The following is a 25,368-nucleotide window of genomic DNA, read 5'->3' as shown; positions in this document are numbered from 1 at the left end:
GGCCCTGACACGGTGGCAATCACCATCGTGTGGAGCAAAACTATATGGATAAATAACGATAAAGCCAATTATGGCCAATGGAGCGCCCTTCACATGTCCCATACCTCAGCCCATGCAGTGATTAAGCAAGCGGATTTTATTGAAAGTATCGCCGACGCGCTGCAGTACATTTCCTACTATCACCCGAAAGACTTTGTCGACGCCATGACCGAAGCGTATGAGAAAGAGCAGAGTCCGGCGGCCAAAGATGCGATCGCCCAGATCCTGATCAATTCCCGCATGTCCGCTGAAGGCAAACGCCCTCTGTGTCAGGACACCGGCATTGTGACCTGCTTTGTCAAAGTCGGCATGGCAGTGCAGTGGGACAAGACAGACATGACAGTGCAGCAGATGGTGGACGAAGGGGTACGCCGCGCCTACACCAATCCGGATAACCCGCTGCGTGCCTCGATTGTGGCAGATCCGGCGGGCAGCCGTAAAAACACCAAAGACAATGCACCAGCCGTGGTGCATATCGATATGGTGCCCGGCAGCAGTGTAGATGTGGCCATTGCGGCCAAGGGCGGCGGCAGTGAGAACAAGTCCAAGATGGTGATGCTCAATCCGTCTGACGACATCGCCGCCTGGGTCGAAAAGACTCTGCCGACCATGGGCGCGGGCTGGTGTCCGCCGGGCATGCTGGGTATAGGTATTGGCGGCACCGCCGAGAAAGCCGCGGTGATGGCGAAAGAATCCCTGATGGACCCGGTCGATATCCATGAGCTGATGGAGCGGGGCGCCGAGACGACTGAAGAGAAGCTGCGTCTGGACATTTATGAGCGCTGCAACAAGCTGGGTATTGGTGCTCAGGGTCTGGGCGGCCTGACCACAGTGCTGGACATTAAAATCAAATCCGCCCCGACCCATGCCGCCTCCAAGCCGGTGGTGATGATCCCCAACTGCGCCGCCACCCGCCATGTGCACTTCCATCTGGATGGCAGTGGCCCGGCAGAGCTGACGCCGCCGTCGCTCGAAGACTGGCCGGAAGTCACCTGGGAACTGGGTGACAACGTCAAGCGGGTGAATCTGGATACTGTGACTCAGGCGGAAGTGGAAAGCTGGAACAGCGGCGATACCCTGCTGCTGTCGGGTAAGATGCTGACCGGTCGTGACGCTGCCCACAAGCGTATTCAAAGCCTGATCGAAAGCGGTGAAGGCCTGCCTGAGGGCGTCGATTTTACCGGCAAGTTTATCTATTACGTCGGCCCGGTTGACCCGGTGCGCGATGAAGTGGTTGGCCCTGCTGGTCCGACAACTGCGACCCGTATGGACAAGTTTACCGATCTGATGTTGGATAAGACCGGTCTGCTGGGCATGATAGGTAAGGCAGAGCGTGGTCAGGCTACGGTTGAGTCCATCAAACAGCATAAAGCCTGTTATCTGATGGCGGTCGGCGGCGCGGCTTATCTGGTGTCCAAGGCGATCAAAAAGGCCCGCGTGGTGGCCTTTGAAGATCTGGGCATGGAAGCCATCTATGAATTTGATGTGCAGGATATGCCTGTGACCGTGGCGGTGGACAGCCAGGGCGTCAATGCCCATGAAACCGGTCCGGCAATCTGGAAAATCAATATTGAAAATGCCGCCAAGGCTTAATTGAAAATACTGCTAAGGCTTAGTTGAACCTGGCCGCGGTTTAAATCCGTTACGGGGGCAGCATCAGGGCTGCCCCTTTCACATGGGGAAATCGCGGCTATCGGCTTGCATCAACAAAACGTCACTCAACGCCATAACATAGTGAATGGTCAAAAGTGACTCATAACCAAAAAGCGACTTATAACCAAAAGCGACAATAACAATGAAAAAAACGACCCTCATTCTGGCCATGGGGCTGGCTGGCGCCAGCAGCTTTGCTCTGGCTGACAGCAACCCCGGCTTTACCGTGCAGGATCTGGTGAAGCTGAATAAACAGCATTCTGCCGTGGTATCCCACAATGGCAATACCCTGGTGTATGGCCTCACGGTAAAAGATGAAGACGGCAAGTCTGAATCTGAACTCTACTCACTGGATTTAACCCGCGCCGATGCCAAACCTGTGCAGCTGACCGGTGTAAAAGGCACCGAGCATTCCGTGGCGTTTGCGCCTGATGACGCTGCTATCTATTTCATTGCTGCCCGTGACGGCACCAGCCAGCTGTATAAAATGCCCATGCAGGGTGGTGAGGCAATTCAGCTCTCTGCGCTGCCAGTGGGCGTTGATGGCTTCAAACTGTCTGCCGATGGCAAGCAGGTGGCGCTGCAGCTGAGAGTCTTCCCCGAGTGTGACACCCTGGAGTGCTCTGCTGAAAAATTCAAGGCACAGGCTGACAAACCCAATGCCGGCCGCGAATATGAGCAGCTGATGGTGCGTCACTGGGATACCTGGCATGACCATGCCCGTAACCACATTTTTGTGGCGCCCATTGACGGCAACAAACTGGGTAAGCCGGTGGATGTGACCGCCGGTCTGGATACCGAAGTACCGCCCAAGCCTTTCTCCGGTAATGAGGAAGTGACCTTCACCCCGGATGGCAAGTATGTGGTGTATGCCGCCAAGGCGCCGTCAAAAGATCAGGCCTGGACCACCAACTATGATCTGTGGCAGGTGCCTGTCACCGGCGGCGAAGCGAAAAACCTCACACCAGACAACAGGGCCTGGGATGCGCAGCCGGTATTTTCCGCCGATGGCCGTTATCTGGCCTATCTGGCGATGAAGCGTCCCGGGTTTGAAGCAGATCGCTTCGGTATCATGCTGCGTGACAATGTCACCGGTCAGGAGCGTGAAGTGGCGCCCTTGTGGGACCGCAGTCCATCGTCTCTGCAGTTTGGCGCCGATGGCAAAACCCTGTATGTGACCGCCCAGGATCTGGGGCAGGTGAGCATTTTTGAAATCAATCCTCAGTTTGGCGATGTGAAAACCGTCTACAACGATGGCAGCAACTCAGTGGTGGCCATCACAGATGAGCGGATTATTTTCAGCCACAAATCTCTGGTTGAACCCGGTGATATCTATTCGGTGGACAAAGAGGGCAATAACCTCAAGCGCCTGACCGATACCAACAAAGACAAGCTGGCCAAGGTCAAATTTGGTGAGTTTGAACAGTTCAGCTTCAAGGGCTGGAACAACGAAACGGTATACGGCTACTGGCTCAAACCTGCCAACTATCAACCGGGTAAAAAATATCCGGTGGCCTATCTGGTGCATGGCGGTCCGCAGGGCTCGTTTGGCAATAACTTCAGCCACCGCTGGAATCCGCAGTTATGGGCCGGTGCCGGATATGGCGTGGTGATGGTGGATTTCCATGGCTCGACCGGCTACGGTCAGGCGTTCACTGACTCCATCACCCAGGATTGGGGCGGCAAGCCACTGGAAGATCTGCAAAAAGGTCTGGCCGCTGTGGGCGAGCAGCAGAAATGGCTGGATGTGAGCAATGCCTGCGCCCTGGGCGGCTCTTACGGCGGCTACATGATGAACTGGATCCAGGGTAACTGGAATGACGGCTTCAAGTGTCTGGTCAACCACGCCGGTCTGTTTGATATGCGCTCCATGTACTATGTCACTGAAGAGCTCTGGTTCCCTGAGTTTGAATTCGGCGGTCAGTACAAGGACAACAAGGCGCTGTACGAGAAATTCAATCCGGTGAACTATGTCGAAAACTGGCAAACGCCTATGCTGGTGATCCATGGCGAGAAGGATTTCCGGGTGCCCTATGGTCAGGGGCTGGCAGCCTTTACCTATATGCAGCGCAATAACATCCCCAGCAAGCTGTTGATGTTCCCCACAGAGAATCACTGGATTTTGAGCGGTGACAATCTTGAGCAGTGGTATGCCAACGTGCTGGGTTGGATGGATACCTGGACCAACAAGCAATAAGCCTAACAGCCGGTGCCTGAGCACCGGTTTTTTTTATCGAATGCGCTGAATTTTCGGCTTGATGTCAGTATCGGATTTGTCTGAAATTGGTTAAATTAATCGCAGATAATCAGAATGTTAAGGGACGAGTATGCAACTGATTGGAGAACGGGTGAATTTACGTTTGCTGGCACAGGAAGATCTGAGCGCGTTTGCCCATTACCGTTCTTTGCCTGAGATAGCCCGCTATCAGAGCTGGAGCGAATATACCCTGGAAGATGCCAACGCGCTGTTTCGCAATATGGGCCGCAGAGCCTTCGGCGCTCCCGGGCACTGGTTCCAGATAGCGATTATTGACAATCAAACCGGTCAGTTGACCGGGGATCTGGCGCTGCATTTTATCGACGGCAGACAAACCGAAGTTGGTTTTACCCTGGCCAGCGATTGGCAGGGACAGGGCATAGCCGCTGAAGCGCTGGAGCTGATGCTCAGCTTTTTGTTCGATACCATGAAACAGCACAGGGTGATTTCTGTGACTGACTGTCGCAACGAAGGCGCGGTGAAATTGCTGGAGCGGCTCAACTTCAGGCGTGAAGCGCATTTTGTCGAGAATATCTTCTTCAAGGGCGAGTGGGGCAGTGAGTATCAGTACGCCATGCTGGCCAGTGAATGGGCGAGTAAGCGGGACTGAGTGTTTTTACTGTTGGTCGACGCCAGATGCAGGTGGTAATTAGTTGATAATAAAGAAGCCATTCGTTAGCTTGGCTTTTTGCTTACAATGGACCGTTCTGTGCCCACCAAATACAAGCTGCTTAACCTGACCCAAAGAATCAATATTCCATGGCGGGCATTGTTGAGTGTGCCACTTTTCTCATTTCACCTTACCGCAGTCGAACTGAATACCCGCTCGTTTGACACCCTGTTGAGTGATGAGCATTTTGTTGGCCAAGTCCTGATTACTCAAGGTGGTAAATCAATCTATTACTTTGAGCACACATTGAATCCGATACAGGGTGAAAACGAGAATAAGGGTTATCTTGTGGGCTCCATCAGCAAGCAGTTTGTGGCGGCAGCCATACTGCGCTTGGTCGATTCGGGTAAGCTGACGCTGGATACCCGGGTCAACCATCTGTTAACCGACGAAAATATGTCTGACGCGGTGCTTGTCCGTCATCTATTGGATCACAGCTCTGGCCTCAGTTCGCCGGGTAAGGCCTTGGCTTTTGAGCCGGGGACAGACTTTACATACAGCAACTATGGCTATGAGTTGCTGGGGCGGGTGCTTGAGTCAATCCAGAAAAAGCCGTTGGCAGAGGTGCTGTATAGCATCAGTAAGCAATGCGGCTTAAGCCAAACCGGCGCTGAAAGTTTTGCTTTGGTGCAAGGTCGGGTAGAGGATGCGGAAGGTCATATCACGTCATTGCCCGCGACCGCTGAGCGCCCACCATTGGCCAGCGGCGGTCTGGTCTCCCGTGCTCGGGATCTGGCACGCTGGAACACTTGTCTGTATGGCGCTGCACTCTTGAGTGAGGAGTCACTGAGTTACATGACCTCAGCGACACAATCCCGCAATCACAGATGGGGCGCGTTGGGTTATGGTGCGGGTATTCAGATCAGCAAGACTTTGCCATTGGAGTACAGCCACTCAGGTTATGTGCCGGGATTTATCAGTACCCTGAACTATTTCCCCGTTAAGGATATCAGCATGGTCGTACTTGAGAGTACTTCCTGGCACTGGAGCAATATTTCCAGAGCATTCAGGTTTCACGACGCGCTGCGTGGGCAATTACTGGAGCAGTTACAATGGCCTATTTCCGCACATTATTCATTGAATTAAAAAGAAAAGGGCCAATCGGCCCTTGTCTTTTTACGTAAAAATCAATGTAACGCTAATCGCGATAAGCCTCGCCGTAGAAGCTGGCCAGCAGTATGGCTTTGAGCTCGCTAATCAAGGGGTACCTTGGGTTGGCGCCGGTACACTGATCATCAAAGGCTTCTTCTGCCAGTTCATCCAGTTTTTCCAGGAATCTGGCTTCATCCACACCGGCAGCCTGAATAGACGCGGGGATATTCAAACGGGCCTTGAGTGCATCGATGGCCAGGATCAGCGCGTCGATCTTGTCATCATCTGTGTCACCAGGCAGACGCAGATAGTCAGCGATCTCAGCGTAACGGCATTTGGCCTTGGGCCTGTCGTACTGACTGAATGCCGCCTGTTTGGTTGGGCTGTCAGTGGCGTTGAAGCGGATGACATTGCTGATAAGCAGCGCGTTGGCCAAGCCATGGGGCAGGTGGAACTCGGCGCCCAGTTTGTGTGCCATGGAGTGACACACCCCCAAAAACGCATTGGCAAAGGCGATCCCGGCAATGGTGGCACCGTTATGAACTTTCTCCCGGGCCGGTGGCGCTTTGGCACCCAGCTCATAGGCATCCGGCAGATAGGTAAACAGCAATTTGAGCGCCTGCAGTGCCTGCCCGTCACTGTATTCATTGGCCATTACGCTGACATAAGCTTCCAGCGCGTGGGTAATGGCGTCTATGCCGCCAAAGGCGGTGAGTGAAGGCGGCAAATCCATCACCAGATTGGCATCAATAATCGCCATATTGGGGGTGAGCTCATAATCAGCAATCGGGTATTTCTGACCTGTGGTCTCATCGGTGACCACGGCAAAGGGCGTGACTTCCGAGCCTGTGCCTGAGGTGGTGGGGATGGCCACCAGTTCGGCCTTCACCCCGAGTTTCGGGAAGGTGTAGATACGCTTGCGAATATCCATAAAACGCAGCGACAGATCGGCAAAATCCACATCTTTGTGTTCGTACATCAGCCAGATGATCTTGGCGGCATCCATCGGACTGCCACCACCCAGTGCGATAATCAGATCAGGCTGGAAGCGGTCGGCCATTTGCACACCTTCACGTACCACACCCAGCGTCGGGTCTGCCTTGACGCCATAAAACACATCTGTGTCTATACCCAGCGACTTGAGAATGGCCAGGGTCTCGCTGCAATAGCCTGAGTTATACAGCCAGGCATCGGTGATGATCAGCGCGCGGCGTTTTCCCTTCAGCTCCTCCAGCGCAACCGGCAAGCTGCCGCGACGGAAATAGATGGACTTGGGAAGCTTGTGCCACAGCATATTTTCGGCCCTCTTGGCGACGGTTTTCTTGTTGATCAGATGACTTGGTCCGACGTTTTCCGAAATCGAGTTGCCGCCCCAGGAGCCACAGCCCAGTGTCAGTGACGGTGCCAGTTTAAAGTTATACAGATCGCCGATACCGCCCTGTGAGGCCGGGGTATTGATAAGGATGCGGGCGGTTTTCATACGCTGGCCAAAGCACCTGATCCGCTCCAGTTGTGAGTCCTGATCCGTGTACAGACCTGAGGTGTGACCAATCCCGCCAAGGGCGACCAGCGCTTCGGCTTTATCCAGCGCATCATCAAAGTCTCTGGCACGATACATACCCAGCAGCGGCGAGAGTTTTTCCTGGGCAAAGGCTTCATCCAGGCTGATATCAGTGACTTCGCCAATCAGCACCTTGGTGCTATCCGGTACGCTGATCCCCGCCATTTTGGCGATGCTCACCGCGCTCTGACCGACGATATCGGCATTCAGATGGCCGTTTTTGAGGATCACCTGACGCACTGCCTGGGTCTGGGCGTCATCCAGCAGATAGCCGCCGTGGCTGGCAAAGCGCTGACGCACCGGCTCATAGATGCTATCCAGAACAATCACCGCCTGCTCGGAGGCGCATACCACACCATTGTCAAAGGTTTTGGACATCAGGATAGAGGCCACCGCCCGTTTGATATCGGCGGTATCATCGATAATCACCGGGGTATTACCGGCGCCGACACCGATGGCCGGTTTTCCTGAAGAGTAGGCGGCTTTGACCATGCCGGGACCGCCGGTGGCCAGGATAAGATTGATTTTATCGTGGGTCATCAGGTGGTTGGACAGCTCAACTGAGGGGGCATCAATCCAGCCGATGATATCTTTGGGGGCGCCGGCTTTGACTGCGGCGTCCAGTACCAGTCTGGCGGCATAGGCGGTGGCGTGTTTGGCTCTGGGATGAGGCGAAAATACAATACCGTTGCGGGTTTTGAGGCTGATCAGCGCCTTGAAGATGGCGGTGGAGGTGGGATTGGTGGTGGGCACTATGCCACAGATGATGCCAACCGGCTCGGCGATGGTCATGGTGCCGAAGGTATTGTCTTCGTCTATGATGCCGCAGGTCAGCTCATCTTTGTATTTGTTGTAGATATATTCAGACGCGAAGTGATTCTTGATGACCTTGTCTTCCACCAGCCCCATACCGGTTTCTTCACAGGCCATTTTGGCCAGTTCGATTCTGGCGCTGGCCGCGGCAAACGCGGCGGCGCGGAAAATGCGGTCGGTTTGTTCCTGAGTAAAGTTGGCAAACTCGGCTTGTGCCCGGGCCACTTTATCCAGCAGCAGATCCAGTTCTTGAGTTGAAGTGACTTGCATAACACTCTCCTGAAAAGATTCAGCAAACGGCCTGTTTGCTCAATCCTCTCATGCCCTGTGTTTTGACACTACACAGGCTCGCGGCCGGGATCTGTGAAGTGGCACACGGAAGTGCTACCTGATTCGTGGTCCGTAGTCGGATCGTCGGCCAATGGCATAAAAAACGCCCATTGAAACTGAAAGGGACGGGGCTCCACTTCATTGCTGTCGGTTTGCAATCCCTGCAGAATAGAGTTCCAGTATGCAGTTATTACCTTTGACGAAAAGGCATGTGCTTCGAACTATTGATTAAACTTGTGATTGAGATTAAAAAATCTCGCTACAGAAGGCGCCCTGATATAGGTTAGAGTAGCGTCGTTACCCCGCTTGCCGCTTTTTCAAGGAAATCAGTGTTGGACTTTACCCTGTACGTTAAGTTTTTTCTGGGCCTGGTTGCCATTATCAACCCGGTCGGCCTGTTGCCTGTGTTTGTCAGTCTGACCAGTCACCAAACAGAGCTGGATCGTAATCATACCGCCAAGGTTGCCAATGTTGCGGTAGTGATTATTTTGCTGGTGACCATTTTTGCCGGCCAATTTATCCTCAACATGTTCAGCATCAGTTTGTCAGCGTTCCGGATTGCCGGTGGCAGTCTTATTGCTATTATCGCCATGTCGATGCTGCAGGGTAAGCTGGGTGAAGTGAAGCGCAACAAAGAAGAAGACCGCGAGTCTTCTGCCATGGAGTCGGTGGCGGTCGTGCCGCTGGCCTTGCCATTGATGGCAGGTCCGGGCGCCATCTCCTCGGTGATTGTGTTTGCAGCGGAAAACAATACCTGGATTAATCTGCTGGGCATGTCAGCGGCAGTGCTGGTGTTTGGTATGCTCAGCTTTTTGCTGTTCAGAATGGCCGGGGTGATCTATAAAATTCTCGGCAAAACAGGTATTAACGTGATTACCCGTCTGATGGGGCTTATCATGTTGTCCATAGGCATTGAGGTCATTGCTGCAGGTTTCAAGGGCATGTTCCCAAGCCTGCTTGGCTAAATAGCTTCAGCCGTTGCCTGAGCATTGCAAAACGCGCCATTAAGGCGCGTTTTTTGATGCAGAAGTTCAATTCCACTCATTGCCGCCGGCGCTGAACAGCAGTCGATAAGTACGGCTGGCAAAATCATCTGTCATCCCAGCCAGATAATCAGCAATCACCCTGTGACAATTACCGCCTTCTTCACGGGCGTTGAGATACCTTTGCTGGGTATTGAGTGGTAGCAGGCGCAGCGGATCTGAGGTGAATGCTTCGAACAATGTCATCAACATTTGCTGACCCCGGTACTCCAGCATCTGCACGTCTGGCTTGCGTACCACATGCTGCAGGACAAATTGTTTGAGCACATCCAGCACTGCGGCAAACTCTGCATCAAGTCCCGCCTGATGCGCCAATAACGGTTCATCAAACCCGGCAGAGTAACGAATTTCAATGGCGGTCACAAAGGCATTGACCAGTGTGCCGATAGCATCCTTGCGGATATGGTGTTTGGGGTTAAACAGGCGCACGTCAATATCGGCAAGCTCCCGGCGGATCCACTCATCCTGACTGCTTTTTAAGGTCGGGGAGATGTCCTGATGCCAGAGCTCGCGGGTGACAATACCCATCACTATGGCATCTTCCAGATCATGCACCGCGTAGGCGATATCATCGGCAAGCTCCATGATGGTCGCATCCAGCGATTTATGCAGCGCTTTGCCCGGCCGACGCCCGTCGGCGGGGAGCACGGCGCAAAAGCGCTGTCGATCTTCACTGGATAAGGGGGCCAGCACCCAATCAAGGATCTCACTGTCGTCCGGATAGATAGCTTTTACCGGCGGCCAATCCTGAGGGCGAACCTGATGGTTGGCCACCGGCCCGGTGTGTGGCCGCGCCGGTTGCAGCACCGGCGCCAGTACAGGATATTTCAGAATACCAAGCAAAGTACGGCGACTGAGATTCATGCCGTACTCTTGGGTGTAGGGCTCAAGCCGCGTCAGAATCCTGAAGGTCTGCCCATTACCTTCAAAGCCGCCGTGGTCGCGCATCATGTAATTCAGCGCAACTTCACCGCCATGCCCGAAAGGGGGATGGCCGATATCGTGGGCAAGACACAGGGATTCGATCAGGCTGGAGGAGTTGAGCAATGGGCTGTGATGGGGATGTTTGCGCTTGAGCTGGGCACAGATGCCGGTACCGATTTGCGCGACTTCCAGCGAATGGGTGAGGCGGGTACGATAGAAATCATTCATGCCAACACCCAACACCTGAGTTTTTGCCTGCAGTCGCCGGAATGCCGCGCTGTGCAGAATTCTGGCGCGATCCCGCTGGTAAGGGCTGCGCTGATCATGGCGCCTGTGCTTATCCTCTGTCAGGCGTCTGTCCTGCCACTGTATGTCGATTTTCACCAAGTCGCTCCCTGCACAGGTCAATGGTTGTCTTCGGCCGATAGTCTGTCTACGGAGACAAAACACAGGTCATTGAAAGTCTCCAGAAAATAGCGGACTTCCGGCATCTGCTGGCGATAAGCTTCCAACATCTGACCGAGGCGGATTTTGACGTGGGTGAACTCGTCATTGTTGAACCTGAGTTCATCCTGAGCCTTGAGATACGCCGAGATCAAATCGGCGGCTTTGACCAGTTGCTTATATTCCCTGTCCACTTCACTTTGCACTATCAGGGATCTGAAACTGTCTCTGAGCTCTACCGGCAGGGTGTTGACACAGTCAATCTCCGCCAGCTCTTCCAGTTTTTTAAACTCACGGGTCAGCTCAGGATTATGGTATTTGGTCACATGATTGATGTCCTGCAGCTTGGTTTCCGAACATTCGTGATACAGGGCGATGGTAGCGGCCCGCTCGGGAATGAGCTGGCCGTTGAAATAGGTGTTGCGGATCACCGCCAGCATATGGGCGATCACGGCCACCTGATGCGAATGTTCAGCGATATTTTCTTTTTTCACACAATGCATTAATGCCCAGCGCTTGATGAGGGGCATACGAAGGATCCAGGCGAGAAAACTGCTTTTCATGGGAACTTCCCGTTACTGCGGTCGATGTTTAAAGAGTAACCGTAAAATGACCAACAAAAAAGCCACCCTGAGGTGGCTTTCACAAATTAAGCTGCTGAAATTACTGGCTGTAAGTTTCCAGGAAGTGGCCGAACTCAGTCAGTGCTTTTTGCAGATCTTCCTTCCAGGGCAGGAACACGACCCGCAGGTGATCCGGCTCCGGCCAGTTAAATGCCGTGCCCTGCACCAGCAGGATTTTTTTCTGGTTCAGCAAATCCAGCACCAGGCGCTCGTCATCCCTGAGGTTGAATTTCTTGGCATCCAGTTTGGGGAACGCGTACAGCGCGCCCTTGGGCTTTTTACAGCTGACACCGGGAATGCTGTTGAGCAGTTCATAACAGGTATCCCGTTGCTGAGCCAGACGACCGGTCGGCAGGATCAGCTCATTAATACTCTGGTAGCCGCCCAGCGCCGTCTGAATGGCGTGCTGGTTGGGTACGTTGGCACACAGACGCATGGACGCCAGCATATCCAGACCTTCAATGTAGCTGCGGGCGCCTTTCAGATTACCGGTCAGCATCATCCAGCCGACCCGGAAACCGGCGGCGCGATAGGCTTTGGATAAGCCGTTGAAGGTGACGGTGAGAATGTCGTCTGACAGACTGGCGGCCGGAATGTGTTTGGCATCGTCGTACAGGATCTTGTCATAGATCTCATCGGCAAACAGGATGAGGTGGTGCTGACGGCAGATCTCAATCAGCTCCAGGATCAGCTCACGGCTGTACACGGCACCGGTCGGGTTATTGGGGTTGATCATCACCAGCGCGCGGGTGCGGGGAGTGATTTTACTGCGGATATCGTCCAGATCCGGGAACCAGTCAGATTCCTCGTCACAGCGATAATGCACTGCCTTACCGCCGGCCAGATGAGCTGCCGCGGTCCACAGCGGGTAGTCCGGTGACGGGATAAGCACTTCATCATCGCTGTTGAGCAGCCCCTGCAGCGCCATCACAATCAGTTCCGACACACCGTTGCCGATGTAAATATCATCGATATCCACCCCCAGAATGCCCTGGGACTGGTAATGTTGCACAATGGCTTTGCGCGCCGAAAACAGGCCTTTTGATTCGCAGTATCCCTGGGCACTTGGCAGGTTCAAAATCACATCCCGGACGATTTCCTCTGGGGCTTCGAAACCGAATGGGGCAGGGTTGCCGATGTTCAGTTTGAGGATCCTGTGGCCTTCGTCTTCCAGACGACGTGCTTCTTTATGCACTGGACCGCGAATGTCGTAGCAAACTGTGTCCAATTTATTTGATTTTATGACCGGGCGCATTATTACCTCAGAAATACGCAAATGCAGAGTAAACTATTCGCAAGATATCGGAAAATCAGGGGTTCTAAAAGAGCAAAAAGATAAAATATTCCAAAAACACAGCCAGGTTTTGTGGAGAAATCTTCTGTATGAGAGGTTAACCACACCATTGATTAGATGAATCTGCTGTTTTGCTTTGATTTATCCGGTTCGGGGGCCGTTGTATATCAGCTTTTTGTGGGTAGATATTAACAATTGGCTTGCGAATGAGTTACTTGTCTGGCCAGTTGGATTTTGTCAAATTGATTAAATTTCAACATCATACATTTGTATTAGCGTGCGGTTATCGAAAAAACCTTTGCATTTTAACAAATTAAAGTTGACTCATTATGCATTGCGATTTATTTTCTGCGCGATGTTTTGACCAAGGCAAAAACAAAAGCGGCTTTTGTCCGTCTGGAGGCATGCCCCATAAAGCAGTAAAGGTGCCTTCAGAACCTCCTGTTTATTCGCTGGCACTTTCTTCAAAAATAGCCTGTAAAGGCGATATTACTCAGAGGACCTAAGTGCATGTCAGAGCCGACAGCGTTAAGTCTTATTCCACCCGCTGTGGTGTTAGCCCTGGCCATTTGGCTGCGTCGTCCCATCCTTGCCCTTGTCGTAGGTACCCTTGTCGGCCTGCTTCTGGTCGATCCCAAAGCTGTACTGAGTAACTTTGGTGAAATCTCCCTGAAAGTCATGGGCGATGAAACCATTGGTTGGTTGATCCTTGTTTGTGGCAGTTTCGGTGCCCTGATTGCGTTGCTGGTGCGAACCGGTGGTGCCATGGCATTTGGCCGGTTTGCCCTGAAATTTGCCAAAGGCCCCCGTTCATCCCTGTTCATGACCTTCATTCTGGGGGTGATTATCTTTATCGATGATTACCTTAACGCTCTGACCGTGGGGTCAACCATGAAGCGGGTCACCGATAAATTCAAAGTCTCCAGAGAGATGCTGGCTTATGTGGTGGACTCGACCGCCGCGCCTATCTGTGTGCTGGTGCCTTTGTCTACCTGGGCGGTATTCTTCGGCGGTCTGCTTGTGGACAACGGTGTTGCTGCGGAAGGTCAGGGGATAGCCGTGTATATGCAGGCCATTCCTTATATGCTGTATGCCTGGCTCGCCGTGGCGATGGTGGTGCTGGTGATCCTGGGTGTCGTCCCTGCTATCGGGCCGATGAAAAAAGCCCAGATGAATGCTTCCAGCGGTGCACCGGCATTGGAACAGGTTGATATGGAGCAGGTTCATACTTCTGATGAGTATGCCCTGAAGGCTATCGAAGAGGAGTTTGCCAACGCCGATACCCATGGCAAGCTGCATAACTTCTTTGTGCCGATTCTGCTGCTGGTCGGTTTTACCATCTACTTTGATATCGATGTCTGGCTTGGTCTGCTGGCGACTCTGGGGATCACTCTGCCTTATTACGCGGTGCAGCGTCTGATGCCATTGTCCGAAATGATGGATCAGATGATTGATGGTTTCAAAAGCATGCTGCCAGCCATTGGTACCGTGACTGCCGCGTTTATCTTCAAAGATGTGTGCGACATGCTGCAGTTGCCTCAGTATGTGATTAACAGCTTAAGTCCGTATATGACGCCACAGATGCTGCCCGCTGTGATTTTCGTTGCCATGGCGGCACTGGCATTCGCGACCGGCTCAAGCTGGGGGATCTTCGCTGTGTCGATTCCTATTGTGATGCCACTGGCGAATGCGGTGGAAGCGGATATTCCACTGGTTATCGGAGCTTTGCTGTCAGCATCATCATTCGGTTCGCAGGCGTGTTTCTACTCAGATTCAACTGTTCTGGCGGCCCAGGGCTCGGGTTGTAATCTGGTGAGTCATGGTGTCACTCAGCTGCCTTATGCGCTGATTGCTGCGGTGGTCGCGTTCTTTGGCTTCATCGCACTGGCCTGAGTTAAGCCTTGCACTGAAAAGCCGCCTTCGGGCGGTTTTTTTATGCCTGTATAAAACCTGTCACGACTCTTCCGGATTTGCAGCGGTGCGGCGATCAGATGCGCCGGCCTGAAACGTCTGCTTATACAGCGGTCAATGGCAAGTGTTCGGAAGCGATGAAAAGAGATGATATAGATGCCATCCATGGCGCGCATGAGTCTATTTTTAGCTCCATTGCGGAGCGATGTGAACAATTCAGAGCGTGGCAGGCATTCTGATTCAAGATGTTTTGAACTCCCGCCGAAACAGCTCAACTATTAGATGAAATTGGTATTAATATCCGGCTCAGTAAGCAACCTCATTAGAGGCGGGGCTCACGGCTTTTGCCTTGGCTATTTCGCCTGAACCGCGTCGATATTGATGTCGCTATTGTCACTGGTTGGCTTCTTGAAGGCTGCTTTGGCCATCATTAAACACACTGCCAGCGCAACAGCCATAATCCCCACTGATGCTACATAGGCCAGTTCATAGGTTCCGGTTGAATCCACCGCAAATGCCGCAATAATTGGGCCGATAAAGCCGCTCACGCCCCAGGAGGTATAAACCACACCATAGTTGGTGCCATAGTTTTTCAGACCATAGAAATTAGCGGTCAACGACGGGAATACCGCTGGTAGCGTGCCGTAGCTGACGCCCGCAAGGGCTGCACCCAACATCATTCCCATTTCACCCCCGTAGTAAGGGAACATCAGCATGTTGACTATCTGCAGTACAAAGGAGATCCCCAGTGTAGGCAGGCCACCAATTCTGTCGTTCAACCAGCCTGCAGCCACCCGGCCGAAGGTATTGAACAGCGCCAGAATGACCACCAGATGAGCGGCACCTTCCATGTCGGTCTGAACGGCGGCAATGGAGGTGATATTGCCGATGATCATTAAGCCGGTGGATGAGGCGCACAGATACATAAACCACAGGCCATAAAACTGTGGTGTTTTCATCATGCCACGCCAGTTGATTTCCTCGCGCACCGGCGCCTTTTGGTCTGATGGGGCGGCGCTGTCGGCAGGGCGATAATCCGCTGGTGGATTGGTGATGGTACAGGCCAGTGGCACAGCGATCAGCAACAGGGCGGCGCCCAGAAAAATAAAGGCTTTATCAATTCCCCAGCCTTCGATCAAAGTGGTGATTAGCGGGGCAAGGTAGACACCCGCCAGACCGAAACCTGCGGCAATCAGCCCGTTGACCAGCCCACGGCGTGAAGGGGCGAACCACTTCATGGCGGCCGGCGCCAGACAGGCATAAGCGAAGCCAATACCGCCACCGGCGATCAGACCAAAGCTGACAGTGAGCATGTCCGGTGTGGTGCCAAAGCCAGAAGCGATCAAGCCAATACCGGACAATAGGGTGCCGGCGATCAACACGTTGCGGGGGCCGAATCTGTCCTGAATGATCCCGGCCAGCAACAGCGAAACCGAAAAGGTGACGATAGCAATGGTGTAGGGCATGGAAGCCTCGGCATTACTCCATCCCAAATCCATGACCAGTGCTTTTTTAAATACACTCCAGGTAAACAGAATACCGATACACAAATTAATACAGAAACCCGCAATCAGGATCTGTTTGGCACGATTGAGCGTTTTCATTTCGCCTCTTTAATATAATTGCCTCAACTCCGGCAGCACCATACAAACAGCCGGAACAACTTGGTTACATAGTTTTTTATTAAGGCTTTGCTTATGAAGGCGGGGGATTCTAACAGCAAGATCGTGGATGACAGAAGTGTGATTGTTTCAACTTTGGCCAAATGACTAAGATTGATTTATATCACACTGTATTGGAAGGGATTTTATTTAAAAATTTAATGCTAATTCAGTGTTTGTAATGTTTGTTGGCGTGGGGTGTTGATCGCCTTGTGTGTGCTGCTGTCGTGATTTGTGTAAATTAATATGGGGTGTGGATAATCATCGTATTGATACATCTGTCGCAATAGGTCCAAACCACATACAGGTATATTGTCGCCGTCAGTGGAGGCGACTCGATAGTGGGCCGGAATAAACCGGTGATGAATATTTTCTTTGTTACCGCTCACGCTGTGGTGAATGCTGATACCCGACAGGCTTCACATTTCCTGGTGTATGCCGTCAGGCAGTGATGTAAACAGCGACGGTTAGGCGCTTCGCTGTGCTGCATAGCTGCACAGCGATGCTTAAAGGGCGCATCGGAATTCAGAACATTGGATTCGAAAGCAGGCCAGCTTGGCAACGAATCTTTGTGTGGCAGGCATCGGATAGTCGTTGCCTGCGGTGTGATGAATGGATGGCTTGATGAATAAACCAATTGCCGGACGACAAGTGGCCGGTGACTGCCCCCTGAATTGCCGGCCGGGCTTATCGGATAGGTCGCCTTTGGCGGCTGCCAGTTAACTTATTGATGTTCAGGGTTTGACTGATGTGTTTAAGGCCATTGCCCGTGACCGGCAATGCAGAAGTTGCCGATAGTCAGATCTGCGCCAACGTGCGCTTAAGGTCAGCAAGCCAGAGATATTCGAAACTGACATTCACTGGCAACCCTTCGATATTATTGGGTAAAGCTTCACTTGGCGTGAGCACGACTTTCATCACCGCCTGCTCGCCATCAAATGGACCGGACAGCTGTTTGGGCAGTTTACTGACCAGCTCGGAAGGCTCTTCAATGTGGGCTTTTATCCGTTGACCATTGGGCATAATTACGCTGGCCTGCTGGCCTATCTGAACATAGTCCATGTACTTTGGGGCCAGATAGGCAATGATCACGGCCGTTTGCCGGCCCTTGAGCCACATGAGGGTGGTGTCGGCGGGGATGTACTCTCCCTGCTGCACCTCCACCTGAGTTACCTGGCTGGCAAGCGGGGATTTCAGACTCAGCTGTGACTGCTGAGCATACAGTCTGGTCAACTGCATCTCATAGTCCGCCTTCAGCCGGGCAACCGGACCTGTCTGCTGGGCAATTTTTTGCTGTTGCAGTTCATTGAGCAGTTCGACTTTGGCCTGTTGAAGGTCCAGCTCTGCTTCTGAATAGTATCTGACTGTCGCCAGCGTATCAGACACAGGTATAAGGCGTTGTTCCATGAATTGATTCATATCCCTGAGCAGCTTTTGCTGCTTATCAAGGCCTGCCTGAGCAACTTTGACCTTGTTTTGCAATTGCCTGAGTATGGCCTGCTCTTCCTGGTTAGAAACCTTGTCGAGGGCTTCCCGGCGCTTCGCTATATCATCGATCATCGCCTGAGTTTCCGGTTGTCCGATAACCGCCAGCAATTGCCCCTCGGCGACTCTGTCGCCTTCTTTTACCCTGATTGCCGACAGCTGACCGGCTTTGGGAGCGCGCACCGGTAATGGTTCAGTGGTAATGATCCCGGGGGCGGAAATAAACCACAGCGGCTTGGATAGCACCCAGAAAACCAGCAGCAGCGGGGCTGTGACCAACGTCAGTAACAAGTACCATCGCAGTCTGTAGCCACTGCGTTTGGCCTTGGCATAGGGCAAGGTCTGGCCCTCATCAACTGTGGGGCGGGTAGATTTAGGGGTAGACTGATAGACAACTTTCATCAGTATTTTCTTCCTCGTTTCAACACCCACCAGGGCGCCATTGAGCTTTCTTCATGGGAGCGTCGGACAGTTTCATTGATCAGCGCAAACAGGGTCACTGATCGCATAAAAAATGCGTAAATGGGATACAGCGGCAGCCATACCATTAGTTTCAGATCTGTCGCCGGGCGCTCAGATACGGCCAGCAATACCAGGACATACATAAACAGCAGCAGTACCATATACAGTAGGTACATGGTAAGAAACAGCGGTAGGGTAAATTGCCAGGGGTAAGCAATACACAGCCAGACCATATAGATCACTATGACAGCCGGCATCAGCACATTTTGCAGAACACCGTAGAGCAGAGTGAATACAAAGGTTTTCGTGCCCAGGATCCCGGGACTGAAAGCAGGCCAGTGCTTGCGGATATACAGAAACAGCAAATCACCGTCCCATCGAAGGCGCTGCATCGCCAGGTTCCTGATGGATGCCGGTGCATCGGTATGGCCAATTGCCAGCGAGGCAAAAGGAATTCGCCAGCTGGGATAACGGGCGAAGTATTGTTTCAGCCGCACAGTTAAATCCAGATCTTCGGCAGTATGAGTGTCCCAGCCGCCGATTTGCAGCAACACTTCGCGTCGAAATGCGCCAAAGGCACCAGAGACATTGTTCAGCAGGTTCCATTGCCCCAGACCGGTTTTACCGCCCTGAATTGACACCAGATACTCAATGGCCTGCATTCGGGTCAGCAGAGTCTGGCTGACATTACGTACCCGCAGACAGCCGCCGACTGCGGGGACATTCGGATCTTCAAAGAAGGGCACTATGTTGACGAGGGTATCGCAGTCAAACGAGGTGTCGGCATCGGCGTTGATCAGGATTTCTCCGGTCGCCGCGTGCAGCCCTGCATTGAGAGTTGATACCCGTCCACCCCGTTGCCATTTGGGCAGTACGGTAATGACCCTTCCCGGCCGGGCAAGCGCTGCTGCGGCCTTGCGAGCCACGTCATAAGTATGATGATTCTGTACCGCGCCATCGACCACGGCGATGATCTCTACCTGACCGTCGTACACCTGCTCCACAAAAGAAGCAATCGTCTCACGTACCGCTTCGCCTTCGGCATAGCAGGTAATGACCACTGATACTTTGGGAAGGTACAGGCTGCTCGCTGGCCGGGCGATAAAGCTGGCATGATAGAACTTCAATATGCCGGTGATGACCAACAGCATCAGTGGTAACTCATACGCCAGTACCAGTGGAAACACCCACACCAGTGCAGTCAGTTCACTTCGCAGCAGATGCCATATATCCAGCAGGATATAGGTCAGAGTTGTCAGTTCACTCATGGCCAAGTGGCTTCGCACTGGCGAGTGAATCGAGCAGCCAGGATTGGAAATTCAAACCTGTATCAGCGGGCAGTGACACGCTGCGGAAATCAAAATACAGCGGCACGCTGAAAGATTGCTTAAGCTCGATAAACTTGTTTACCAGCGTCCGGACACTGTGCGCTTGGGTAAAGGGCAACAGAAACAGCATGCCTGCCTCAGTGTATTGCGTGCAGGCATCGGTGGTCCGGACGATGGCGCAGATGCGCTGCTGCAGGATTTCCAGCTCTTTAAGCTGCATTGCGCCGCCGCAGAGCTGCTCATCATTGGCCAGTTTGACCGCCAGTATGCTGTGGCAATGTTGATGCCGTTTGGCCAGCTGATTCTGCCAGTTGGCCAGCCAGCAAAATTGCGACAGGCTCATTTGATTGCCACCGTAATCAGTAAACAGATTGGCGACCACCCCCTGACGGGCCAGCAACTGGCCTGCCAGTGTCAAACCGTAGCGGCAGACATTGCTGACAATCAGGTCCTGCAGTTCATGGGATGTATTGCACTCCAGGCACTGAGCGGAGACGGCAGCGTCGACAAACAGCGTTTTGCAATGCAGACACTGCTGATTTTCGATGGGTCTGTCGTAGTCGACACCTATGTGTCTGAGCGTCTGATAGCAATTGGGGCAGCTCAGGCCGGTTTGTTTCCGGAAACTCTGCTCTGACGCGATATGGCCACAATTAAAACAGTGCAGGCTGGTTTGCAGCTGAATGTTAATGTCCTGGCAGGCAGGGCAGCTGTCGAGATAGTTCAATCGACTGGAATGGCAACAGGGGGAATAACGCACCCGGTTAACCAGCTGCTGACTTTCCAGCCATCCCTTTTGGGTCAGGGCATTAAGCCAGCCGATTTGTCCGGATTGTTCGATGCCCCATGCCGTCAGCAGCGGATAATCGTATAGCTGTGCCGTTGCAGGTGTTTTCAACGGCTCCAGCGTGCTGCCCGGATGCAGCCACAGATAGGAGAGCAGGCGCAACTCGAGATTGTCGCCGGGTTCAAGCTGCCACAGCTGTTGTCGTTGCAGGAACATCTCTGCCGTTTGGTACCAGCCTTGCTGCCACAACCCATTGGCCAGATGTGCAGACATAGCACTGGCGGAGGTCACAAAGATAAGGCTGAGCGCGGTTGCAGGCTCGCGTCTTAATGCCATGAGAAGTTCATCAGCATGGGGGTGCGCACCGATCACCAGAATGTCATGGCGGATGTCCTGATACTCATCGGTACAGAGCATCTGAATGTCGCCGCCATGTTGAATGCTTATGTCCGGCTCGCCGAACCAGCCAATCTGTAAATTCTGATGATTAAAGGTCATCGGGGAAGCGTCTTGGAGTGGTACCGACATGGGATGAATTCTCGATGTTTAAACACATACTGTGGCTGGTGGCTGATATCCGACGGTGCTTTGTCCAGGGATCGGCAACGTTTTTCGAGGCGTCCATTATTTGCGGATGCGCGGTGATACGTGCGTAAGATCAGTAAGTTGGAAAGCAGGAGTGGTCAGAATAATGATGCAAAATGAGCATCGGGCATCAATCTGCGCTGAATTTTAGAGCAACTGACTGCCTGAGATCTAATTGCCGGTGCAAATGTGTGAACTGGCTGATGGTTGTGTATTTTTATGTGTTGCTATGTGTGTTGGTTGGGCTTTTCCGGTTTCATTGTTGTTGATTCGTAGAAATAAAAAACCAGCGCCATAGCGCTGGTTTTTTCATTCATGAAACGGACGATTAAACGCGCTTCTTGAATTCACCGGTACGGGTGTCGATCTCGATCTTGTCGCCTTCTTTAACGAAGTCAGCAACCATCACTTCCAGATCGCTGCCAACAATCTTGGCAGGCTTCATGACTTTACCAGAGGTATCGCCACGGGCAGCTGGCTCAGTGTAGCCAACTTCACGCACGATAGTGGTAGGCAGTTCAACAGAGATTGCTTTACCTTCGTAGAAGGTTACCTGGCACTGCTCTTCCATGCCGTCAACGATGTACTTGGCAGCGTCGCCCATGTTGTCAGCTTCTACGTCGTACTGGTTGTACTCAGCGTCCATGAACACGTACATAGGATCTGCGTAGTAAGAGTAAGTGCAGTCCAGACGCTCCAGAACGATGACGTCCATCTTGTCTTCACCTTTGAAGGTGGTTTCAGTAGAGGACTCAATCAGCAGGTTCTTCAGCTTCAGTTTTACGATAGCTGCGTTACGGCCGGAACGGGTGGTTTCAGTCTTTTGAACAACCCATGGGCTGCCGTTAAACATGATCACGTTACCTGGACGGATTTCATGAGCAGTTTTCATTCACAAATTTCCTATATATTGGACGTTTTACTTTAAGGCGGTATCTTAACTATTTTTTGACGAATTGCACTAGCCTTGTGGCCAGATCTGCCGTCTTGAGTGCATCGACTGGCCAATGTTTGGCATGGGCCTCAAGTTCTGACCGCATTGTGTCAATTTGTAGCCACAGTCGCTGCACGTCGATTTGTTGCTGACAATTGAATGCCAGATTCAATTGCTGCCAGCATAGTGCGACCTCAGGGGCCAGATTATCGCAGTAAAGTCGCATAAAAGCTTCTAATTTTACCAGATGATAATCATCTTCCTGCTGATAAATATGCCAAATGAAGGGTCTGGCTGCCCATTGGGCGCGAACAAATGAATCTTCGCCCCGGACAATATTGAAATCACAGCTCCACAGCAACCGGTCATAACCCTGTTGATCTGTCATTGGCAGAATATGCAGCGTCAGGGCGCCAAGCTGAATGTGGCTGCCGGGCGTGAGTTTATCCGGACTTTCCGGCAGCCATTGGGTCAAGCTGTTGAGGCTGCGGCCTTTGGGCAGCAGCAGATGCATAGGCTGCGCGGCCTTTGACCACAGTTCACACAGGGCGCTTAACGCAGTGGTTTCATAGCTGAATGCGCTGATGATTCTGTGGTCGGGTTCAATGCCGGTTAAGCCAAGATCAGCAAACAGCCGGGCACGGTTTTGTGGATTGGCCTGCCAGGCATCGCGCGTTGCGAGCAGATCTTGCTCGCAGATAAGACCACCGGTCTTTTCGGTAAATCCTGGCAGGTAGAAGTATTTATTGATGCCGCCGGGCTGGAAAGAGGGCAGACCATGGCAGCCTTCAACCCAATCTTCGGCACTTAAATACTCCAGATTCAGCCATACCGGCGGCCTGGCTGCTGCAGTAAGGGCCTGCTTGACCTGCGCAGGCAACTCACAGGCAAAGGCTTCAATCAGGACGCTGCCGGGAATATAGTCGATGTCCAGCGGATCATTCCACTTGAGAATACGCACGCCTTCATGGGTTTGCTCGGCAAGTTCAGGGGTTAACTGCGGCAGAATGTGACCGAAGCTGCGCAGATCATCCACCCACAGATTGATGGTGAGTTGATATTCATGCGCCAGTTGTTTGGCCAGTCGCCAGGTGACTCCTATGTCGCCATAGTTATCCACCACGACACAGAAAATATCCCAATGTGCAGGGCTCGATTGCTGTTGCATCATCTCAAATCAAATTGGTTAACGCTGCCATTGCAGCCAATAAAAAAGGCGACTGCATGGCCGCCTTTATTTTGCTCAATGCATCGCATGAGTCATTGTGCTGAGTCGGGGAGATCAGTCTTCCAGCTCAGCCAGACACATCTCTTCGTAGATCTGCTTAACCCAGGCATCAACACGCTCTTCGGTCAGCTCTGGCTGGCGGTCTTCGTCGATACCCAGACCGATAAAGTGGTTGTCGTCGATTTGGGCCTTGGAGGCTTCAAACTCATAACCGGCAGTTGGCCAGTGGCCAATGATGATGCCGCCACGAGCCTGTACGATATCGCCGACCATACCCATGGCATCGAGGAAGTACTCTGCATAGTCTTCCTGATCACCACAACCGAAAATGGCAACCAGCTTGTCGTTGAAGTCAATTTGTTCCAGTTCAGGGAAGAAGTCATCCCAGTCACACTGAGCTTCGCCGTAGTACCAGGTCGGGATACCGAAGATCAGCAGATCGAACTGGGCGATCTCTTCTTTGGTGCTCTTGGCGATGTCTTTCACATCTACCATCTGCTTACCCAGTTTTTTCTGGATCATTTTGGCTACAGCTTCGGTATTGCCTGTGTCACTACCGAAAAAAAGACCTACAGTTGCCATTGTCTTTCCTTAATGTGTCTAAATGCGCGATATCATGTTTATCGTGGTACAAAAACGGTCAGCAGTCGATTTGCTTTAACAGAAGTAATTCGATTAACTGGCTGCGGCTGATGTTACTTTCCAGCGCTTCGCGGTTCAAGGCGTCATATAATTCTTGTGACACTTTTAACTCTATCCGCTTCAAGCCCTTGGCTTTATCCCGCTGGATCTGATTGCGTTTGTTGACCTTGAGCTGCTGTTCGCGTGGCAGCGGGTTGGTTCTGGGTCGCCCGCGTCGCCTTTCATTGGCAAACAGGTCTATGGTCGTTCTGTCTGTTGCTTCTTTAGCCATGTTATTGTCGTTTAACCAATACCCGAGGTTTCCCAGGTAAACTGGATAATACCTTTTGCCACAAACCCGGCACAGCCGAGAAAGAGCACTAACCAAACAATGAATTGACCAAATTTGGGGACATCTCCCTGTTTCAGTACATCCCGGATGGCCATCCCGATAAAGAAAAATATCGCTGCAAAAAACAGATTCAGGCCTAGGGTTTCAATCTGTTCCATGTACTGATTCAGCATAGCTTTATGTCCTTTCCGTGCTGCCCTGGTCAAAAGAGGCGGGAATATACCATATCAACAGCGTCAGAGCCATATGGAAGCTCAGGCTTCCGGCGTGCCATTTGTGGCTTTGTCGATAAAGTGTTCAACAATGCGATTGAACTGTGCCGGCTTTTGTGCATGCAGCCAATGTCCTGCACCCACAATGGTTTTTGCCTGAACATGGGGAAACTGTGCCAGAATCGCTTGTCTGTGGTCACTCATCACATAGTCGGATTGATCGCCGCGAATGAACAGCGTTGGCCCTGTATAGGTTAGTTCTGAATAGGGCCAATCGATAAGCTGTGCATAGCATTGCTCAAGTTGGCTGAGATTTAATTTCCATTCAAATCCGCTAGCTGTGCGCTGCAGATTCTTAAGCAGAAATTGCGCGGTTCCCTCGTCAATACCTGCGCTGAGCAAGTGCTCCAGTGCCTGTCGCCGGTCACTGATCTGACTGATGGGCAGACTGGTCAGTGCGGCAAAAACTTTGGTGTGGCGGGCATGGTAGGCGACAGGTGCAATGTCGGCGGCAACCAGACTGTGGACCCGGTGGCCCTGAGTCAGTGCCATGGCCATGGCCACTTTACCGCCCATGGAATGACCTACCAGGTGGGCGCAGGACAATTGCTGTGCGTCCATAAAGTCCGTCAATGCGCATGCCAGGGCATCATAGTGCATATCTGCCGTGTGAAAACTCAGGCCATGATTGGGCAAATCGACCCGCCATACCCGGTAATGCTGCTCAAGCTGGCGTGCAAGCCCCCTGAGGTTATCCAGATTACCGAACAGACCGTGGATCAGAATAATGTCCGGCCCTTGTCCGGCTTGTTCAAAATGCATCAGTTGCGCCACCACGTTGTCACTCTCGAGATTGAAATCCGTCGGGATTTTGCCTTTTTTTTGAGTTGAATAACAGTTTTGCCTGCCAGGAGCCTTCGGCACTGAGTTTGATAGCACTTCACTGAGTGCCGGTTAAGTGCAGAAAATGTACGTCAGCTCACATTGTGTTTGACACAGTGCGGGAATTCTCACCGACAGCACTGAATCCAATGAATTTTCATCATGGTGGCGCTTATC

At 52.4% G+C, this 25,368-nt stretch carries 20 protein-coding genes; 6 read left to right on the top strand and 14 right to left on the bottom strand.

What is annotated here, in order from left to right:
* Positions 1 to 93: 93 nt before the first annotated feature.
* From ACRRUX_RS02945 to ACRRUX_RS02930, 4 genes are all read left to right on the top strand, one after another.
* Complete coding sequence (locus ACRRUX_RS02945; RefSeq protein ID WP_432527022.1) at positions 94 to 1,632, top strand: fumarate hydratase; 1,539 nt, start codon at positions 94 to 96, stop codon at positions 1,630 to 1,632.
* A gap of 202 nt (positions 1,633 to 1,834) precedes the next feature.
* On the top strand, positions 1,835 to 3,889 hold the full coding sequence (locus tag ACRRUX_RS02940) for a prolyl oligopeptidase family serine peptidase (protein WP_432527020.1): 2,055 nt from the start codon (positions 1,835 to 1,837) through the stop codon (positions 3,887 to 3,889).
* Positions 3,890 to 4,019: 130 nt separating this feature from the next.
* Entirely contained in the window at positions 4,020 to 4,559 is a 540-nt protein-coding gene (locus ACRRUX_RS02935; protein WP_432527018.1) for a GNAT family N-acetyltransferase, read from the top strand.
* Positions 4,560 to 4,658: 99 nt separating this feature from the next.
* Entirely contained in the window at positions 4,659 to 5,705 is a 1,047-nt protein-coding gene (locus tag ACRRUX_RS02930) for a serine hydrolase domain-containing protein (RefSeq protein WP_432527016.1), read from the top strand.
* A gap of 52 nt (positions 5,706 to 5,757) precedes the next feature.
* On the opposite strand, the gene adhE is transcribed toward ACRRUX_RS02930, so the two are convergent.
* Entirely contained in the window at positions 5,758 to 8,355 is a 2,598-nt protein-coding gene (gene adhE / locus ACRRUX_RS02925; RefSeq protein WP_432527014.1) for a bifunctional acetaldehyde-CoA/alcohol dehydrogenase, read from the bottom strand.
* 392 nt (positions 8,356 to 8,747) lie between these two features.
* Between adhE and ACRRUX_RS02920 the strand changes: the two genes are divergently transcribed.
* Positions 8,748 to 9,380 (top strand): YchE family NAAT transporter, encoded by a 633-nt coding sequence (locus ACRRUX_RS02920; protein ID WP_432527319.1) that lies wholly within the window; start codon positions 8,748 to 8,750, stop codon positions 9,378 to 9,380.
* 66 nt (positions 9,381 to 9,446) lie between these two features.
* Here the strand turns inward: ACRRUX_RS02920 and ACRRUX_RS02915 are convergent, their stop codons facing one another.
* The 3 genes from ACRRUX_RS02915 to ACRRUX_RS02905 all read right to left on the bottom strand — a co-directional run bounded on the left by ACRRUX_RS02915 (position 9,447) and on the right by ACRRUX_RS02905 (position 12,704).
* Entirely contained in the window at positions 9,447 to 10,760 is a 1,314-nt protein-coding gene (locus tag ACRRUX_RS02915; protein WP_432527317.1) for an anti-phage deoxyguanosine triphosphatase, read from the bottom strand.
* A gap of 26 nt (positions 10,761 to 10,786) precedes the next feature.
* Positions 10,787 to 11,389 carry a 5'-deoxynucleotidase gene (gene yfbR, locus ACRRUX_RS02910; protein ID WP_432527012.1) on the bottom strand — a complete coding sequence of 201 codons (603 nt, stop codon included), beginning with the start codon at positions 11,387 to 11,389 and terminating at the stop codon, positions 10,787 to 10,789.
* Positions 11,390 to 11,489: 100 nt separating this feature from the next.
* Positions 11,490 to 12,704, bottom strand: a complete 1,215-nt coding sequence (locus tag ACRRUX_RS02905; protein WP_432527010.1) for a pyridoxal phosphate-dependent aminotransferase — start codon at positions 12,702 to 12,704, stop codon at positions 11,490 to 11,492.
* 549 nt (positions 12,705 to 13,253) lie between these two features.
* On the opposite strand from ACRRUX_RS02905, the gene ACRRUX_RS02900 reads away from it, so the two are divergent.
* Complete coding sequence (locus ACRRUX_RS02900) at positions 13,254 to 14,636, top strand: Na+/H+ antiporter NhaC family protein (RefSeq protein ID WP_432527007.1); 1,383 nt, start codon at positions 13,254 to 13,256, stop codon at positions 14,634 to 14,636.
* Between the two features lie 371 nt (positions 14,637 to 15,007).
* On the opposite strand, the gene ACRRUX_RS02895 is transcribed toward ACRRUX_RS02900, so the two are convergent.
* The 10 genes from ACRRUX_RS02895 to ACRRUX_RS02850 form a co-directional block, all read right to left on the bottom strand.
* Positions 15,008 to 16,258, bottom strand: coding sequence for an L-lactate MFS transporter (locus tag ACRRUX_RS02895; protein WP_432527005.1), 1,251 nt, complete (start codon positions 16,256 to 16,258; stop codon positions 15,008 to 15,010).
* 855 nt (positions 16,259 to 17,113) lie between these two features.
* On the bottom strand, positions 17,114 to 18,202 hold the full coding sequence (locus ACRRUX_RS02890; protein WP_432527003.1) for an HlyD family secretion protein: 1,089 nt from the start codon (positions 18,200 to 18,202) through the stop codon (positions 17,114 to 17,116).
* Entirely contained in the window at positions 18,202 to 19,530 is a 1,329-nt protein-coding gene (locus ACRRUX_RS02885; protein ID WP_432527001.1) for a glycosyltransferase family 2 protein, read from the bottom strand. Before ACRRUX_RS02885 ends, ACRRUX_RS02890 begins: the two co-directional genes overlap by 1 nt.
* Positions 19,523 to 20,905 (bottom strand): hypothetical protein, encoded by a 1,383-nt coding sequence (locus tag ACRRUX_RS02880; protein ID WP_432526999.1) that lies wholly within the window; start codon positions 20,903 to 20,905, stop codon positions 19,523 to 19,525. Before ACRRUX_RS02880 ends, ACRRUX_RS02885 begins: the two co-directional genes overlap by 8 nt.
* A gap of 385 nt (positions 20,906 to 21,290) precedes the next feature.
* The gene (gene efp, locus ACRRUX_RS02875) at positions 21,291 to 21,854 is read right to left on the bottom strand and encodes an elongation factor P (RefSeq protein ID WP_432526997.1); all 564 of its coding nucleotides are present in this window, start codon (positions 21,852 to 21,854) and stop codon (positions 21,291 to 21,293) included.
* A 49-nt stretch (positions 21,855 to 21,903) separates the two neighbouring features.
* Positions 21,904 to 23,064, bottom strand: a complete 1,161-nt coding sequence (earP, locus tag ACRRUX_RS02870) for an elongation factor P maturation arginine rhamnosyltransferase EarP (RefSeq protein WP_432527315.1) — start codon at positions 23,062 to 23,064, stop codon at positions 21,904 to 21,906.
* Between the two features lie 114 nt (positions 23,065 to 23,178).
* On the bottom strand, positions 23,179 to 23,706 hold the full coding sequence (gene fldA / locus ACRRUX_RS02865) for a flavodoxin FldA (RefSeq protein WP_432526995.1): 528 nt from the start codon (positions 23,704 to 23,706) through the stop codon (positions 23,179 to 23,181).
* A gap of 58 nt (positions 23,707 to 23,764) precedes the next feature.
* Positions 23,765 to 24,037, bottom strand: a complete 273-nt coding sequence (ybfE, locus tag ACRRUX_RS02860) for a LexA regulated protein (RefSeq protein ID WP_432526993.1) — start codon at positions 24,035 to 24,037, stop codon at positions 23,765 to 23,767.
* An 11-nt stretch (positions 24,038 to 24,048) separates the two neighbouring features.
* The gene (locus ACRRUX_RS02855; RefSeq protein ID WP_432526991.1) at positions 24,049 to 24,270 is read right to left on the bottom strand and encodes a DUF2788 domain-containing protein; all 222 of its coding nucleotides are present in this window, start codon (positions 24,268 to 24,270) and stop codon (positions 24,049 to 24,051) included.
* An 81-nt stretch (positions 24,271 to 24,351) separates the two neighbouring features.
* Positions 24,352 to 25,131, bottom strand: coding sequence for an alpha/beta fold hydrolase (locus ACRRUX_RS02850; protein WP_432526989.1), 780 nt, complete (start codon positions 25,129 to 25,131; stop codon positions 24,352 to 24,354).
* Positions 25,132 to 25,368 lie beyond the last annotated feature (237 nt).

It is taken from the genome of Shewanella sp. GXUN23E (genome assembly GCF_050865035.1).
Lineage (GTDB): Bacteria > Pseudomonadota > Gammaproteobacteria > Enterobacterales > Shewanellaceae > Shewanella.
This window is presented reverse-complemented; position numbering and strand designations above follow the sequence as displayed.